Below are 16,291 nucleotides of genomic sequence, written 5' to 3'. Positions count from 1 at the left end.
GCGCCATGGGCCGCCGGGTCAGAGCACCCCGCGCACCGACCGCCGGTAGCCGGACCGCCGGTCCTCGATGGCGGTCCAGCGGTCGCCGTACACGTTCTGGGTGATCCCGGGGTCCGCCAGGAAGTCGTGCGGGAAGCCCAGCGGTACGGCGCTCACCTCGTCCAGCCGCCGCAGCGCGGCCGCGTCCAGCTCGACGTCCACACTCGCGAGGTTGTCGGCGAGCTGGCTCTCCTTGGTGGCGGCGATGACCGGGATGACGTTCCCGGGCTGCTGCCGCAGCCAGGCCAGCGCCACCTGGGCCGGGCTCCAGCCGCCCTGCTCGGCGATCTCCAGCACCGCCGAGATCGTCGCCTCCTCGTTGTCCGGGGTGCCGCCGACGTTCCCGACGACGTCCAGCCGGCCGCCCTCGCCGCGCCGGTACTTGCCGGTCAGCTTCCCGGCCGCCAGCGGGGCCCACGCCAGGACGGCCAGGTCGAAGGCGCGCGCCTGGGGCAGCAGCTCGCGCTCCGGCGTGCGCTCCAGGAGGCTGTAGCGCAGCTGCGAGCCCGCGAACGCGGTCCAGCCGCGCAGCTCGGCCAGGGTGTTCGCCTGCGCGATCTCCCAGGCGGGCCAGTCGGACACCCCGACGTACAGCACCTTGCCCGACCGTACGACGTCGTCCAGCGCCCGCATGGTCTCCTCGACGGGCGTGAAGTGGTCCCGCGCGTGCACCCAGAGCACGTCGAGGTGGTCGGTGCGCAGCCGGGCGAGGCTCTGCTCCACCGACCGCACCAGGCTCTTGCGGTGGCTGCCCGCGGCGTTGGGGTCGCCCGCGCGGAACGCGCAGGTGTACTTGCTGGCGAGCACGAAGCGGTCCCGGCGGCCTTCGAGGAGCTTGCCGAGGATCTTCTCGGAGCTGCCGTCGGTGTAGTTGTTGGCGGTGTCGATGAAGTTGCCGCCCGCGTCGTCGTACGCGTCGACGATCCGCGCGCTGGTGTCCTCGGGGGCGCCCCAGCCCCAGTCCGAGCCGATGGTCATCGTTCCCAGGCTCAGTTCGCTCACCCGCAGACCGGTCCTGCCGAACAGTGTGTACCGCACGAAGAGTTCCCCTTCAGTGGTCGGGTCGTGCGTCAGACGCTAAGAGCTGGAGGGCGCTTCAACGCAAGCACCGGGCCGGGCGCTCGCACGCGGCCTGACAAATGTCACGGCGATGTGGTTACACCCGGGCCTGCCGGGACGCGGGGGCGCGCGGCGAGGCTGTAAGCGCAAGGACGGACGGGCGCACAGCGACACGGAGGACCCATGAACAGCCAGGCCCCGCACGGCACGACGGCCGCGACCGGCACCGGTACCGGCACCGGTACCGGCACCGGTGAGGCGGCCGGGCCCGACAAGGCCGCCGGGTCCGGCAAGAAGCTGGAGGGCCCCCGGGCGCTGCTCCTGGACGCCGGTGTCCCGATCGCGTCGTACTACGTCCTGACCGGGGTCTTCGGTCTGAGCACCCTGGCCGCACTGGCCTGGAGCGGCGCCCTGCCCGCCGCGCGTTCCGTGTGGAGCCTGGTCAGGGAGCGCCGTTTCAACGCCATGGCGACGGTGATGACGGTGACCAACGTCGTCGGTCTGCTGCTGAGCCTGATGGCGGGTGACGAGCGGCTGATGCTGGCCAAGGACAGTGCCGTCAGCAGCACCTTCGGCCTGGCGGTGCTGGTGTCCGCGCTCATCGGACGGCCGATGCTGGTGCCGACGCTCAAGCCGTGGCTGACCCGGGGTGACGCGGCCAAGGGCGCCGCGTGGGACCGGCTGACGGCCCGGTCGGCGCGGTTCCGCCGGGTGCAGAACCGGCACTCCGCCGTGTGGGGCGCCGCCCTGCTGGGCGAGTGCGTGGCGCGGATGATCGGCGCGTTCACGCTGCCGGTGGACACCATGGTGTGGCTGGGGACGGTGATGCTGGTCGTGGCCATCGTCGTCGCCACTGTGGTCAGCGGGGTGGTCGGCGTCCAGATGATGGAGCGGATGCTGGCGGCCGAGGTGGCGGCGGACACGGCGGCCGGAGCGGCGGTCACCGCCCCGGCCGGTTCCGTCAGCGCAGCCCCGGCAGGGACCGCAGCTCGCTGATCCGCAGGGCGCGCGCCAGCAGCAGGAAGAGCAGCGCCATGGTCGCCGCCCCGGCGGCCAGGGCCAGCGCCGTGGACCAGAAGGCGTCCCCGGTGGCACCGGCACAGGCGTGTGCCGCCGCCCAGCCCACCGCCCCGGAGGCCAGCGCGGCACCGGTGAGCTTGCCGTACGTACGGCTCAGCCGGTGCCCGTCCAGCCGCCCTTCCAGGCGGCGGCGCAGCAGGTACGCGCTGGCCAGCAGACCGACGCCGTACGCAACGGCGTACGCGGCGGCCATGCCGACGACCGCCCACCGGGCCGGCAGCAGCAGGTGGCAGGCGGTGGCGAGCGCGATGTTCGCACCGGAGATGCAGGCGGCCATCAGGAACGGTGTACGGGTGTCCTCGAAGGCGTAGAAGCCGCGCAGCAGCAGCGACTGGGCGGAGAACGGGATCAGACCCAGCCCGAGTGCCTGGAGCATCTGCCCCAGCGGCACGGCGGATTCGGCACTGGCGGCGCCGTGCGCGTACAGCAGCTGTGCCATCTCCGGGCCGAAGGCCACGAAGAACACGGCGGCCGGGACGATGACCGTGCCACTGATTCGCAGCGCGCGGGAGAGGTCGTTCCGCAGGTCGTCCAGGCGCTGTTCGGCGACCGCCCGGGTCATCCGGGGCAGCAGCGCGGTGATCAGCGAGACGGTGACGATCGACTGCGGCAGTCCCCAGATGTTCTGGGCGTAGGTGTACGAGGAGAAGCCGACGCCGGCCTTGGGCAGTTCCTGGTCGGCGGCCGTCGCGTAGTGCGTGACGACGGTCATCGAGACCAGGTTGACCAGCACGAACAGCAGCGTCCAGCGCGCCGCGTCGGCACTCTTGCGCAGCCCGGTGCCGCGCCAGTCGAAGCGCGGCCGGAAGCGGAAGCCCGCCTCGCGCGCGTAGGGGATCAGGGCGAGCGCCTGCAGGGCGATGCCGATCGTGGTGCCCACACCCAGCATCCGCACCTGCGCGTCGGTGATGTCCGCCACCGTCTCCGGAACGGTCAGCAGGCCCACGTACGCACCGAACATGGCGATCAGCACGACGTTGTTGAGCACCGGCGTCCACATCATCGCGCCGAACTTCCCGCGCGCGTTGAGCACCTGCCCCAGGATGCCGTACACCCCGTAGAAGAAGATCTGCGGCAGCAGGAACCGGGCGAAGACGACGGTCAGTTCGTAGGCGGCGTGATTCTCCGGCGTGTCCGTCGTGTACAGGCTGACGATCTCGGGCGCGGCCCACACCGCGAGCAGTGTGCCGACACCGAGGACGGACAGGACGAGCGTGACCAGCCGCTGTTCGTGCGCCCGGCCGCCGTCCGGGTGCTCCGCCCGGGCCCGTACGAGCTGCGGCACGAGCACGGCGTTGAGCGCGCCGCCGATCAGCAGTGTGTACAGGCTCATCGGGACGAGGTTGGCGGTGTTGTACGTGGTGGCCAGCAGGCCCGTACCGAGGGCGGCGGCCTGGAGGACGCCCCGGAACAGGCCCGTCGCGCGGGAGACGACCGTGCCCGCGGCCATCAGGAGGGAGGAGCGGCGCAGGCCGCCGGAGGCAGGCCCGTCACCCTTCGCCGTTCTTCGCTCTGTTTGTCCGTGACTGCCCGCCCCTGCTGTTAATTCCGTCTCGGCCCTTGAATGCGCATCGGGACGCGTTTCCTCCACCATGGCCGCAACCTAAACCCAAAGGTTTACGCATCGCGACTTCCGCCCCGGTGGCCCCCGGCGGCCCGCGGGCCCCTAGGCTCGGCGGTAGCGACGGGACGCACAGGGGCCGCCCGGCCGGGTGCGGCGCCGTGCGCGTGGTCCCGGTCGACCGGTGGTCCTTCGTCGGCGACGAAGGGGAGAGAAGACATGTCGACAGTTCATGCCGGTATCGGTACGGCCGGACGGAACTCAGCGGTCTCGCTGGAAGCGCTGCACCAGGAGCTGATCCGGCGCAACCCCGGGGAACCGGAATTCCACCAGGCCGCCCTCGAAGTGCTGCAGACCCTCGCCCCGGCGCTGGCGGCCCGCCCCGAGTACGCCGAGGCCAAGATCCTGGAGCGGATCTGCGAACCCGAGCGCCAGATCCTCTTCCGCGTGCCGTGGCAGGACGACTCCGGAGCCGTCCACATCAACCGCGGCTTCCGGGTGGAGTTCAACAGCGCCCTCGGGCCCTACAAGGGCGGGCTGCGCTTCCACCCCTCCGTCAACCTCGGCATCGTCAAGTTCCTCGGCTTCGAGCAGATCTTCAAGAACGCCCTCACCGGACTGAACATCGGCGGCGGCAAGGGCGGCAGCGACTTCGACCCGCGCGGCCGCTCCGACGCCGAGGTGATGCGGTTCTGCCAGTCCTTCATGACCGAACTCCACCGCCACCTGGGCGAGCACACCGACGTACCGGCGGGCGACATCGGCGTCGGCGGCCGGGAGATCGGCTACCTCTTCGGCCAGTACCGGCGGATCACCAACCGCTGGGAGGCCGGGGTGCTGACCGGCAAGGGGCTCGGCTGGGGCGGCTCCACGGTCCGTACGGAGGCCACCGGCTACGGCAATGTGCTCTTCACCGCCGAGATGCTGCGGCAGCGCGGTGAGGACCTGGACGGCCAGCAGGTCGTCGTCTCCGGCTCGGGCAACGTCGCCGTCTACACGATCGAGAAGGCCCAGGCACTCGGCGCGAATGTGCTGACCTGCTCGGACTCCGGCGGCTACGTGGTCGACGAGAAGGGCATCGACCTCGGTCTGCTCAAGCAGGTCAAGGAGACCGAGCGGGGCCGCGTGCAGGACTACGCGGACCGGCGCGGCGCCTCCGCCCGGTACGTGCCCGGCGGCCGGGTCTGGGACGTGGCCTGCGACGTCGCGCTGCCCTCCGCGACCCAGAACGAACTGGACGCCGACGCCGCGCGCATCCTCGTGCGCAACGGCGTCAAGGCCGTCTCCGAAGGCGCCAACATGCCGACGACGCCCGGCGCGGTGGCCCTCTTCCAGGAGGCGGGCGTGGCCTTCGGTCCCGGCAAGGCGGCCAACGCGGGCGGCGTGGCCACCAGCGCCCTGGAGATGCGGCAGAACTCCGGCCGCGAGTCCTGGGACTTCGAGCGCACCGAGGGCGAGCTGGCGGCGATCATGCGCGGTATCCACGACACCTGCTACGAGACCGCGGAGCGTTACGGCCTGCCGGGCGACTACGTCACGGGCGCGAACGTCGCGGGCTTCGAGCGGGTGGCGGAGGCGATGCTGGCGCAGGGGCTGATCTGACGGGCTGACCCGGGGGGCGGTCCGAGGGCCCGCCCCCGGCGTCCGGCCCGCTGTCGGTGGCGGCTCGTAGAGTGGCCGTCATGAACATCTGTGTCTTCTGCTCCGCCGCCGACCTCGACGCCCGCTACACCGCACCCGCCCGCGAGTTCGCCGAGCTGATCGGCAAGGGCGGCCACGCCATGGTGTGGGGCGGCTCGGACAGCGGACTGATGAAGGTCATGGCGGACGGCGTGGAGGCGGCGGGCGGCCGGCTCGTCGGCGTCTCCGTGGACTTCCTCGCGCACAAGGTGCGTCCCGGGGTGGACGACATGGTGGTCACCAAGGACCTCGCCGAGCGGAAGGCCGAGCTGCTGGCGCGCGCCGACGCGATCGTCATCATGGTCGGCGGCACCGGCACGCTCGACGAGGCCACCGAGATCCTGGAGCTGAAGAAGCACGGCCTGCACACCAAGCCCGTGGTGCTCCTGAACGCCGCCGGTTTCTACGACGGCCTCAAGGAGCAGTTCCAGCGCATGGACAAGGAGGGCTTCCTGCCGCTGCCGCTCACGGAGCTGGTCTTCTTCGCGGAGGACGGCGCCGGGGCGCTGGCGTACCTGGAGGAGCAGGCGGGCGTCCAGGGCTGAGCCCGGGACCGGCGCCGGAGCGGAATGAACCATTCCGCTCCGCGCGGACGCGCCCGCGCCGCCCCGGTCGGCGTCGTTAGGATCGGGACCATGGGTACGCACTTGATCACGGGCGCAGGATCGGGCATCGGAGCGGCGGTCGCGCGGCGGCTCGCCGACCGCGGCGAGGAGCTCTGGCTGCTGGCGCGCGACGCCGGCCGCGCCAAGGAGCTGGCCGGGCAGTTCCCCGGCGCCCGCACGGTGGTCGGCGACCTCGCCACCCCCGAGAAGCTGGACTGGGCCTTCGGCAAGCAGTCGCTCCCCGACCGGCTGGACTCCCTGATGCACATCGCGGGCGTCGTCGAGCTGGGTTCCATCGGCGACCTCGGCCCCAAGGCGTGGCAGCGCACCATCGCCGCCAACCTCCTCGCGCCCGCCGAGCTGACCCGCCAGTTCCTCCCGCAGCTGCGGACCGCCAAGGGCCACGTGATTTTCGTCAACTCGGGCGCCGGCCTGAACGCGGGCCCCCAGTGGGGCGCGTACGCCGCCAGCAAGCACGGCCTGAAGGCGCTGGCCGACTCGCTGCGGGCCGAGGAGCACGGCAACGGCGTCCGGGTGACGTCCGTCTACCCGGGCCGCACCGCCACCCCGATGCAGGAGAGCGTCTTCCGCCAGGAGGGCCGGGAGTACGACGCGAGCCAGTGGATCGACCCGGAGTCGGTGGCCACGACCATGCTGACCGCGCTCGACCTCCCGCGTGACGCGGAGATCAACGACCTGACGGTCCGCCCGGGTCGGTAGCCCCGCCCACCCGGCCCGCCACGGCCGACGGCCACTTACCCTCGACAGGTGACCGAGAACAACGCCCCCACCCGCCTCGCCGGCCACGCCGGCACCGGCACGGCCACCGGTATCGGTTCGATGCCCGGCGGCGACGCCCGCGAGGCCGCCAAGACCGTCACCGGCTCGCTGGAGTCCCTGCCGTACCTGCCGGAGCTGCCCGCCCGGGGGCCCGGCGCCGACATGATCGGCCGGACCGCCGGGCTGCTCGTCGACGTGTACGCGCACGTGGAGCCGAGCGGCTGGCGGATCAGCGACCGGCCGGGCCGGGACACCCGGCGCGCCCGTTCCTGGATGGGCGAGGACCTGGACGCGCTGGAGGAGTTCACCCAGGAGTACGAGGGTGACCTGAAGGTCTCGGCGGTCGGCCCGTGGACCCTGGCCGCCGCGCTGGAACTGCGCAACGGCGAGGCGGCCCTCAGCGACCCCGGCGCCTGCCGGGACCTGACGGCGTCGCTGGCCGAGGGGCTGCGCGCGCACCTCGCCGACGTACGGCGGCGGGTGCCCGGCGCGCGTCCGGTGCTCCAGCTGGACGAGCCGTCGCTGACCGCCGTCCTCCAGGGCCGGATCAAGTCCGCGAGCGGCTACCGCACGCACCGCGCCGTGGACCGGGCCGTCGTGGAGGGCGCCCTGCGCGACCTGGTCGGCGTGGCCGGGGAGGCGGGCGCGCCGGTGGTCGTCCACTCCTGCGCCCCCGGCGTCCCGTTCGCCCTGCTGCGGCGCGCCGGCGCGCACGGCATCTCGTTCGATTTCGGACTGCTCACCGAGCGTGAGGAAGAAGCGATCGGCGAGGCGGTCGAGGGCGGTACGACGCTCCTGGCGGGCGTGGTGCCGGGCGTGGACGGCCCATTGTCAGACCCTGCCGGTAGCGTCATGGGTGTCAGGACGCTGTGGCGCAGGCTGGGGCTGGCGCCGGGGACTCTCGCGGAGTCCGTGGTGGTCACCCCGTCGTGCGGGCTGGCGGGTGCTTCGCCCGCATATGCCCGCTCGGTGCTCACCCACTGCGTCCGGGCCGCGAGATCGCTCGCAGACAACCCTGAGTGACGGCACTCAAGGACCACGGGAGGACGTAACGGTGGCCGGCGAACAGCACACGGCGGGGCACGCGGTGCCCGCGAAGGCGCGGGAAGAGCACGACCGTCTGGCCGAGCAGATCGAGGAGCACCGCTTCCGCTACTACGTGCGGGACGCCCCCGTCGTCAGCGACGCGGAGTTCGACAAGCTGCTGCGGTCCCTGGAGGCGCTGGAGGAGAAGCACCCCGAGCTGCGCACCCCGGACTCGCCGACGCAGAAGGTCGCCGGGCAGTACGAGACCGAGTTCACCGAGGTCGCGCACCGCGAGCGGATGCTCTCGCTGGACAACGCCTTCGACGACGAGGAGCTGGCGGCCTGGGCCGAGCGGCTGGCGACGGAGCTGGGCGGCGACCCGAAGAGCGCCGGCTACCACTTCCTGTGCGAGCTGAAGGTCGACGGCCTCGCGGTCAACCTGACGTACGAGAAGGGCCGGCTGACCCGCGCCGCGACCCGCGGTGACGGCCGTACGGGCGAGGACATCACGCCCAACGTCCGCACGATCACCGAGATCCCGGACCGGCTGAAGGGCGACCGCGTCCCGGAGCTGGTGGAGGTGCGCGGCGAGGTCTACTTCCCCATGGAGAAGTTCCTGGAGCTGAACGAGCGGCTGGTGGCCGACGGCAAGCCGCCGTTCGCCAACCCGCGCAACGCCGCCGCCGGTTCGCTGCGCCAGAAGGACCCGAAGGTCACCGCCACCCGCCCGCTGCACATGGTCGTGCACGGCATCGGCGCCCGCGAGGGCTTCGACATCGACTGCCAGTCGCACGCGTACGACCTGCTGCGCGAGTGGGGCCTGCCGACCGCCGACCACAACGAGGTCGTCGACTCCCTGGAGGCCGTGCGCGGCTTCATCAAGCGCTACGGCGACCCGGAGACCCGGCGCACGGCCGTCGCCCACGAGATCGACGGCGCCGTGGTCAAGCTGGACGAGATCGCCCTCCAGGGCCGTCTCGGTTCGACCTCGCGCGCCCCGCGCTGGGCGATCGCGTGGAAGTACCCGCCGGAGGAGGTCAACACCAAGCTGGTGGACATCCGCGTCGGCGTCGGCCGTACGGGCCGCGTGACGCCCTACGCGGTCGTCGAGCCGGTCACGGTGGCCGGCTCCGAGGTCGAGTTCGCCACGCTGCACAACCAGGACGTGGTCAAGGCCAAGGGCGTCTACATCGGCGACACGGTCGTGCTGCGCAAGGCGGGCGACGTCATCCCGGAGATCCTGGGGCCGGTGGTGGACCTGCGGGACGGCAGCGAGCGGGAGTTCGTGATGCCCGCCGAGTGCCCCGAGTGCGGTACGGCACTCCAGCCCGCCAAGGAGGGCGACGTCGACCTGCGCTGCCCCAACGCCCGCTCCTGCCCCGCCCAGATCCGCGAGCGGCTGTTCTACCTGGCCGGCCGCAAGTCCCTGGACATCGAGAACTTCGGCTATGTGGCCGCCACGGCGCTCAGCCAGCCCCTGGAGCCCGCCGAGCCGCCGCTGAAGGACGAGGGCGACCTGTTCGACCTGTCCATCGAGCAGTTGCTGCCCATCAAGTCCTACGTCCTCGACCCGGACAGCGGTCTGCCCAAGCGCGACCCGAAGACCGGCGAGGAGAAGGTCGTCACCTTCTTCGCCAACCAGAAGGGCGAGCCGAAGAAGAACGCCCTGGCGATGCTGGAGAACATCCAGGCGGCCAAGGAGCGTCCGCTGGCCCGCATCCTGACGGGCCTGTCGATCCGTCACGTCGGCCCGGTGGCCGCCCAGGCGCTCGCCATGGAGTTCCGTTCGCTGGACCGGATCAGGGACGCGAGCGAGGAGGAGCTGGCCGCCGTCGAGGGCGTCGGCGCGACCATCGCCGCCTCGCTCAAGCAGTGGTTCGCCGAGGACTGGCACCGTGAGGTCGTGGAGAAGTGGCGGGCCGCCGGGGTCCGGATGGAAGAGGAATCCTCAGGAGACGAAGGCCCGCGGCCACTTGAAGGCGTCACCGTCGTTGTAACGGGCACACTTCAGTCACACACCAGAGATGGCGCGAAAGAAGCCCTGCAGCGTCTCGGAGCGAAGGTGACCGGTTCCGTTTCGAAGAAGACCGGTTTCGTGGTGGTGGGAGACAATCCTGGTTCGAAGTACGACAAGGCCATGCAGTTGAAGGTGCCTGTGCTAGACGATGACGGCTTCGCGGTGCTGCTGGAGCAGGGTCCCGATGAAGCACGAGCGGTAGCTGTCACTCCGCCTGAGGGCGAGTGAGGAGTCACCTCATCGGCGCATAGCAGATGGTTCCGGATGGCCGGGTCGCATTCGGGCAACCGCTGCCGATCGCTGCCCGCGGCGGCCTTCTGCGGCCTACTGTTGAGGTGTGCGCCTGCCGTGGCGCGGGCACAGCCGGCTGTGAGAGGTATCGGAATGAAACCGACCGACAGCGCCGCTCCGGCGTCGCGGCTCCGCCGGCTCGTCGTGCCCGCGCTGCCCGCGGCCGTCGTGCTGGTGGCGGGCACCGCGCTCGCGGCGGGAGTGATCCGCACGCTCGGCGCCGGCCGGGCCCTGTTCCCGGAAGGCGCCGTCGGCTGGGCCCTGGCGATCCTGACCGGCGTCATCGTGGGCCACCTGGTCGCCCTCGGCCGCGACCGCTGGTGGGGCGGCACGGGCTCGGGCGCGGCACTGGCCCTCGCCGTCCTGCTGCTGTACGGCTGGGTGCCCGCCGTCCTGGTGAGTGTCGCCGTCGTGCTGCTGGTCGGCGCCGCGCGGCGGCACCGCTGGCGACAGGCCCTGCTGCACGGCGCGGTGGACATCCTCGGGATCGGCGCCGCGGCACTGGGCCTCGCCGCCTTCCACGTCGTACCGACCGTCGAACACCCCTGGCAGCCCGCCGCCTGGGACCTGTCCGTACTCCCCGACATCCTGGTCGCGGCCGCCGCCTACCTGGTCGTCACCCGCGCCCTGCTGTGGTTCACGATGGCGTCGCGCAGCGGCAGCCTGCCCACCGTCGCCCGGACGGCGCTGGCCCGCCAGGCCCTGGTCGGCGTGGCGCTGCTCGGCATCTCACCGCTGATCGTGGTGGCCGCCGTGCACGCGCCGTTCCTGCTGCCGATGTTCGCCGTACCGCTGATCGCCCTGGACTCCACCCTGTGGATCGCCCGCGCCCGCGCCGAGGAGCAGCTGCGCGACCCGCTGACCGGCCTGCCCAACCGGCAGTGGCTGCTGGAGCGCACCTGGACCGCGCTGGACGACGCCGAGCGCATCGGCGCCCGTTCCGCCCTGGTCCTGATCGACCTCGACCGCTTCCGTTCGGTGAACGACACCCTCGGCCATCTGGCCGGCGACCGGCTGCTGCTCCAGATAGCCGACCGGCTGCGGCACGCGCTGCCGCGCGGCGCCGAGGTCGCCCGGCTCGGCGGCGACGAGTTCGCGGTCCTGCTGCCCACCGCCGACTCCCTGACCAGCGCCCAGCGGGTGGCCCGCAACCTGGTCGCGGCCCTCGGCTCGCCGCTCGACCTGGACGGCCTCACCCTCGTACTGGAAGCCAGCGCGGGGGTCGCGGTCTTCCCCGACCACGCCCTGGACGCCGAGGGCCTGCTGCGCCGGGCGGACGTCGCCATGTACCAGGCCAAGCGGGACCGCAGCGGCGTCGAGGTGTACGAGGCCAAGCGGGACGGCAACACTCCCGACCGGCTGGGCCTCCTGGGTGATCTGCGCCGCGCGCTGGACGCCGGCGACGTGGAGCTGCACTACCAGCCCAAGGTCGGCTTCGACGGGCACGTGGCCGGGCTGGAGGCACTGGTCCGGTGGGTCCATCCGGAGCGCGGCAGGGTCCCGCCGGACGAGTTCATCGCCATCGCCGAGTCGTCCGGGCTGATGCCGCGCCTGACGGAGTACGTCCTGGAGACCGCGCTCGCCCAGGTGGCCCGGTGGCGCGCGTCCGGCCTGGAGGTACCGGTCGCGGTCAACGTCTCGCCGCGCGACGTGCACACCCCCGGCTTCGCCGGCGCGGTGGCCGCGCGGCTGGCCCGCCATCAGGTGCCCCCGGGCTCACTCCAGTTGGAGATAACGGAACACGTCCTGCTGGAGGATCCGCAGCGGGCCGCCGACACGCTCGCCGGGCTGACCGGCCACGGCGTCAAGATGTCCCTGGACGACTTCGGCACCGGCTACTCCTCCCTCGTCCACCTGCGCCGCCTGCCGGTCAGCGAGCTGAAGATCGACCGCTCCTTCGTCGCCCGGCTCGCCGTGGACAACGAGGACGCCGAGATCGTCCGCTGCACCCTGGACCTGGCCCACTCGCTCGGTCTGCTGGTGGTCGCCGAGGGCGTGGAGGACGACGAGACCTGGGAACGGCTGCGCGACCTGGGCTGCGACGCCGTACAGGGCTGGCTGGTCGCCGCCGCGATGCCGCCGGACGAGACCACGGCCTGGCTGCGGGCCCGCGGCGAGCGCGGGTGGCAGCGCGAGGCGGAGCGCCCCGCCGCCGAGCCCCAGCACGAGCGCGCCACGGCGGTCGAGGAAGCCGACCAGCGCGTCATCTGATCTCTGACCGGCGCGTCGTCCGACCAGGCCCGGCCGCCCCGGCCCAGGCCCGGCCGCCCCGGCCCAGGCCCTGCCGCCCTCGCGGCGCACCGCCCCACGACCCCCACCCCCGTCACGGCGCGCCGCCCCGCACCCCCGCCGTCCCACGGCCTCGCAGTTCCCATCGCCCCGCCGTCCCACGGCCCCCGCCGCCTTCCGGGCGCCCCTCCGCCGGGCCCTCCGGGAATGCGTTTCGGACCCCTGTCGGCTACGCAATAGGATTGGCCCGGACAACACAGCCAAGACACTCACCCTGAGGATCGCTGCATGCCTGGCATCACGCGCGAGGAGGTTGCCCACCTCGCCCGGCTGGCGCGCTTGGAGCTGAAGGACGAAGAGCTCGATCACTTCGCCGGACAGCTCGACGACATCATCGGCGCGGTCGCCCGCGTCTCCGAGGTCGCCGACCAAGACGTACCGCCGACCTCCCACCCGCTGCCCCTGACCAATGTCATGCGCCCGGACGTGGTCCGTCCGTCGCTGACGCCCGAGCAGGCGCTGTCCGGCGCCCCGGCCCAGGAACAGCAGCGTTTCAAGGTGCCGCAGATCCTGGGGGAGGAGTGACCGACATGGCAGATCTGATCAAGCTCACCGCCGCCGAGATCGCGGCGAAGATCGCCGCCGGCGAGGTCACGGCCGTCGAGGTCACCGAGGCGCACCTGGCCCGCATCGAGGCCGTCGACGAGAAGGTGCACGCCTTCTTGCACGTGGACCGCGAGGGCGCCCTCGCCCAGGCCCGTGCGGTGGACGCCAAGCGCGAGCGGGGCGAGAAGCTGGGCCCGCTGGCCGGCGTCCCGCTCGCCCTGAAGGACATCTTCACCACGGAGGGCATTCCCACCACCGTCGGTTCGAAGATCCTCGAAGGCTGGATCCCCCCGTACGACGCGACGCTGACCAAGAAGCTGAAGGCCGCCGACGTCGTCATCCTCGGCAAGACCAACATGGACGAGTTCGCCATGGGGTCCTCCACCGAGAACAGCGCCTACGGCCCGACCGGCAACCCCTGGGACCTCACCCGCATCCCCGGCGGCTCCGGCGGCGGCTCCTCCGCCGCGCTCGCCGCCTACGAGGCCCCGCTCGCCATCGGCACGGACACCGGCGGCTCCATCCGCCAGCCCGCCGCCGTCACCGGCACCGTCGGCGTCAAGCCCACCTACGGCGCGGTCTCCCGCTACGGCATGGTGGCGTTCTCCTCGTCCCTCGACCAGGGCGGGCCCTGCGCCCGTACGGTCCTGGACGCGGCCCTGCTGCACGAGGCCATCGCCGGCCACGACGAGCTGGACTCCACCTCCATCGACGCGCCGGTCCCGCCGGTCGTCGAGGCGGCCCGCAACGGCGACGTCAAGGGGATGCGCGTCGGCGTCGTCAAGGAGTTCTCCGGCGAGGGCTACCAGGCCGGCGTCATGCAGCGCTTCAACGAGTCCGTCGAGGTGCTGCGCGAGCTGGGCGCGGAGATCGTCGAGATCTCCTGCCCGTCCTTCGACCTCGCCCTGTCGGCGTACTACCTGATCGCGCCGTCCGAGTGCTCCTCGAACCTGGCCCGCTTCGACGCCATGCGCTACGGCCTGCGGGTCGGCGACGACGGCACCCGGTCGGCCGAGGACGTCACCGCCCTGACCCGTGAGGCCGGCTTCGGCCCCGAGGTCAAGCGCCGCGTGATGCTCGGCACGTACGCGCTCAGCTCCGGCTACTACGACGCGTACTACGGCTCGGCGCAGAAGGTCCGCACCCTGATCACCCAGGACTTCGAGAAGGCCTTCGAGCAGGTCGACGTGCTGATCTCGCCGACCACGCCCACCACGGCCTTCCCGATCGGCGAGCGCGCCGACGACCCCATGGCGATGTACCTCGCCGACCTGTGCACGATCCCGACGAACCTGGCAGGCAACGCGGCCATGTCGCTGCCCTGCGGCCTGGCCCCCGAGGACGGGCTGCCGGTGGGGCTGCAGATCATCGCCCCTGCCATGGCCGACGACCGGCTCTACAAGGTCGGTGCCGCGGTCGAGGCCGCGTTCACCGCCCGTTGGGGGCACCCGCTGCTTGAGGAGGCACCGTCCCTGTGAGTGGAAAGCTTGCGAAGGCCAAGGGCTTCAAGAAGTCCAAGGCCGGTACGTATCTGTCCATCGGCACCACGCTGTTCGGTGCGGTGAGCGTCGTGAAGCAGGCGAAGGCGGCCAAGGGTGAGCAGGACCGGCTCCAGCTCCTGGACGCCGTCGTCTCCGCCGCCGCCATCGCCACCGGAGTCGCGCTGCTGATCCGCGATCTGCGTCGTCTCGGCGACGACGACGTGCTCGCGGGCTGAGCGGGACTGAGAGGTTAGTTTTCCGTGACCGTCACTGAACTGGTGTCGTACGAGGACGCGCTGACCACCTACGACCCTGTGATGGGTCTTGAGGTGCACGTCGAACTCGGCACCAAGACCAAGATGTTCTGCGGGTGCTCGACGTCCCTGGGCGCCGACGCCAACTCGCAGACCTGCCCCACCTGCCTCGGCATGCCCGGCTCGCTGCCGGTCGTCAACGCGGTCGGCGTCGAGTCCGCGATCAAGATCGGCCTGGCGCTGAACTGCTCGATCGCCGAGTGGTGCCGTTTCGCCCGGAAGAACTACTTCTATCCGGACATGCCGAAGAACTTCCAGACGTCGCAGTACGACGAGCCCATCGCCTTCGACGGGTACCTGGACGTCCAGCTGGAGGACGGCGAGATCTTCCGCGTGGAGATCGAGCGCGCCCACATGGAGGAGGACACCGGCAAGTCCACCCACGTGGGCGGCGCGACGGGCCGTATCCACGGCGCCTCGCACTCCCTCCTGGACTACAACCGCGCCGGCATCCCGCTCATCGAGATCGTCACCAAGCCCATCCAGGGCGCGGGCGAGCGGGCCCCCGAGGTCGCCAAGGCGTACGTCGCCGAGCTGCGCGAGCTCATCAAGGCGCTGGGCGTGTCCGAGGCCCGCATGGAGATGGGCCAGATGCGCTGCGACGTGAACCTGTCGCTGCGCCCCAAGGGCACCGAGAAGTTCGGCACCCGCTCCGAGACGAAGAACGTCAACTCGCTGCGCAGCGTCGAGCGGGCCGCCCGCTTCGAGATCCAGCGGCACGCGGCCGTGCTGTCCTCGGGCGGCACGATCATCCAGGAGACCCGCCACTTCCACGAGGAGGACGGCTCCACCACCCCCGGCCGGGTCAAGGAGGAGGCGGAGGACTACCGCTACTTCCCCGAGCCCGACCTGGTGCCGGTGGCCCCGTCCCGCGAGTGGGTCGAGGAACTGCGCAAGGGCCTGCCCGAGCTGCCGCGCGTACGCCGTAACCGGCTGCGCGAGGAGTGGGGCGTCTCCGAGCACGACATGCAGTCGATCCTGAACGCGGGCGCCGTGGACCTGATCGTCGCCACCACCGAGGCCGGCGCGGACTCCGCCGCCGCCCGCAAGTGGTGGATGGGCGAGCTGGCCCGCCGCGCCAACGAGGACGGCACCGACCTTGCCGCCCTGCCCATCACTCCGGAGCAGGTCGCGCGGGTCGCGGCGCTGGTCGCGGAGGGCTCCCTCAACGACAAGCTGGCGCGCCAGGTCATCGAGGGCGTCCTCGCGGGCGAGGGCGACCCGGACACCGTCGTCGAGAAGCGCGGCCTGAAGGTCGTCTCGGACGAGGGCGCGCTGGGCAAGGCGGTCGACGAGGCCATCGAGTCCAACGCCGCCATCGCCGACAAGATCCGCGGCGGCAAGGTCGCGGCGGCCGGCGCGCTGGTCGGCGCGGTCATGAAGGCCACCCGCGGCCAGGCCGACGCGGCCCGCGTCCGCGAGCTGATCTTGGAGAAGCTGGGCGTCGAGGGCTGACACCCGGTACGCGAGGGGCGGCACACCACCGGTGTGCCGCCCCTCTGCATGCCGCCGCTAAGGCCTGC

The 16,291-nt window shown here is 71.9% G+C and carries 13 protein-coding genes; 11 read left to right on the top strand and 2 right to left on the bottom strand.

The features are described 5' to 3' along the window. Positions 1-18 precede the first annotated feature (18 nt). Complete coding sequence (locus tag OEIGOIKO_RS12570) at positions 19-1,077, bottom strand: aldo/keto reductase (RefSeq protein WP_125054112.1); 1,059 nt, start codon at positions 1,075-1,077, stop codon at positions 19-21. Positions 1,078-1,281: 204 nt separating this feature from the next. On the opposite strand from OEIGOIKO_RS12570, the gene OEIGOIKO_RS12565 reads away from it, so the two are divergent. Next, entirely contained in the window at positions 1,282-2,094 is an 813-nt protein-coding gene (locus OEIGOIKO_RS12565; protein ID WP_125054111.1) for a VC0807 family protein, read from the top strand. On the opposite strand, the gene murJ is transcribed toward OEIGOIKO_RS12565, so the two are convergent. Next, positions 2,060-3,628, bottom strand: coding sequence for a murein biosynthesis integral membrane protein MurJ (gene murJ / locus OEIGOIKO_RS12560; RefSeq protein ID WP_125054110.1), 1,569 nt, complete (start codon positions 3,626-3,628; stop codon positions 2,060-2,062). The genes OEIGOIKO_RS12565 and murJ overlap by 35 nt on opposite strands. 330 nt (positions 3,629-3,958) lie before the next feature. Between murJ and gdhA the strand changes: the two genes are divergently transcribed. From gdhA to gatB, 10 genes are all read left to right on the top strand, one after another. Continuing rightward, positions 3,959-5,341, top strand: coding sequence for an NADP-specific glutamate dehydrogenase (gene gdhA, locus OEIGOIKO_RS12555; RefSeq protein ID WP_125054109.1), 1,383 nt, complete (start codon positions 3,959-3,961; stop codon positions 5,339-5,341). 80 nt (positions 5,342-5,421) lie between these two features. After that, on the top strand, positions 5,422-5,964 hold the full coding sequence (locus OEIGOIKO_RS12550) for an LOG family protein (RefSeq protein ID WP_125054108.1): 543 nt from the start codon (positions 5,422-5,424) through the stop codon (positions 5,962-5,964). Between the two features lie 90 nt (positions 5,965-6,054). Then, positions 6,055-6,744, top strand: a complete 690-nt coding sequence (locus tag OEIGOIKO_RS12545) for an SDR family oxidoreductase (RefSeq protein WP_125054107.1) — start codon at positions 6,055-6,057, stop codon at positions 6,742-6,744. Positions 6,745-6,864: 120 nt separating this feature from the next. Next, entirely contained in the window at positions 6,865-7,827 is a 963-nt protein-coding gene (locus tag OEIGOIKO_RS12540; protein ID WP_246177990.1) for a methionine synthase, read from the top strand. Between the two features lie 31 nt (positions 7,828-7,858). After that, entirely contained in the window at positions 7,859-10,075 is a 2,217-nt protein-coding gene (ligA, locus tag OEIGOIKO_RS12535; protein WP_125054105.1) for an NAD-dependent DNA ligase LigA, read from the top strand. A 156-nt stretch (positions 10,076-10,231) separates the two neighbouring features. Continuing rightward, positions 10,232-12,349, top strand: coding sequence for a putative bifunctional diguanylate cyclase/phosphodiesterase (locus OEIGOIKO_RS12530; RefSeq protein ID WP_125054104.1), 2,118 nt, complete (start codon positions 10,232-10,234; stop codon positions 12,347-12,349). Between the two features lie 306 nt (positions 12,350-12,655). Beyond that, positions 12,656-12,952, top strand: coding sequence for an Asp-tRNA(Asn)/Glu-tRNA(Gln) amidotransferase subunit GatC (gatC, locus tag OEIGOIKO_RS12525; RefSeq protein ID WP_003984986.1), 297 nt, complete (start codon positions 12,656-12,658; stop codon positions 12,950-12,952). 5 nt (positions 12,953-12,957) lie between these two features. Then, complete coding sequence (gene gatA, locus OEIGOIKO_RS12520; RefSeq protein ID WP_125054103.1) at positions 12,958-14,451, top strand: Asp-tRNA(Asn)/Glu-tRNA(Gln) amidotransferase subunit GatA; 1,494 nt, start codon at positions 12,958-12,960, stop codon at positions 14,449-14,451. Next, positions 14,448-14,690, top strand: a complete 243-nt coding sequence (locus OEIGOIKO_RS12515; protein WP_030018300.1) for a hypothetical protein — start codon at positions 14,448-14,450, stop codon at positions 14,688-14,690. The genes gatA and OEIGOIKO_RS12515 overlap by 4 nt, the downstream gene beginning before the upstream one ends. A 24-nt stretch (positions 14,691-14,714) precedes the next feature. Next, complete coding sequence (gene gatB, locus OEIGOIKO_RS12510) at positions 14,715-16,223, top strand: Asp-tRNA(Asn)/Glu-tRNA(Gln) amidotransferase subunit GatB (RefSeq protein ID WP_125054102.1); 1,509 nt, start codon at positions 14,715-14,717, stop codon at positions 16,221-16,223. The last annotated feature ends 68 nt before the right edge of the window (positions 16,224-16,291 follow it).

Source organism: Streptomyces paromomycinus (assembly GCF_003865155.1).
Lineage (GTDB): Bacteria > Actinomycetota > Actinomycetes > Streptomycetales > Streptomycetaceae > Streptomyces > Streptomyces chrestomyceticus.
The sequence above is the reverse complement of the archived record's forward strand: the minus strand, read 5'-3'. Positions and strand labels throughout refer to the sequence as shown.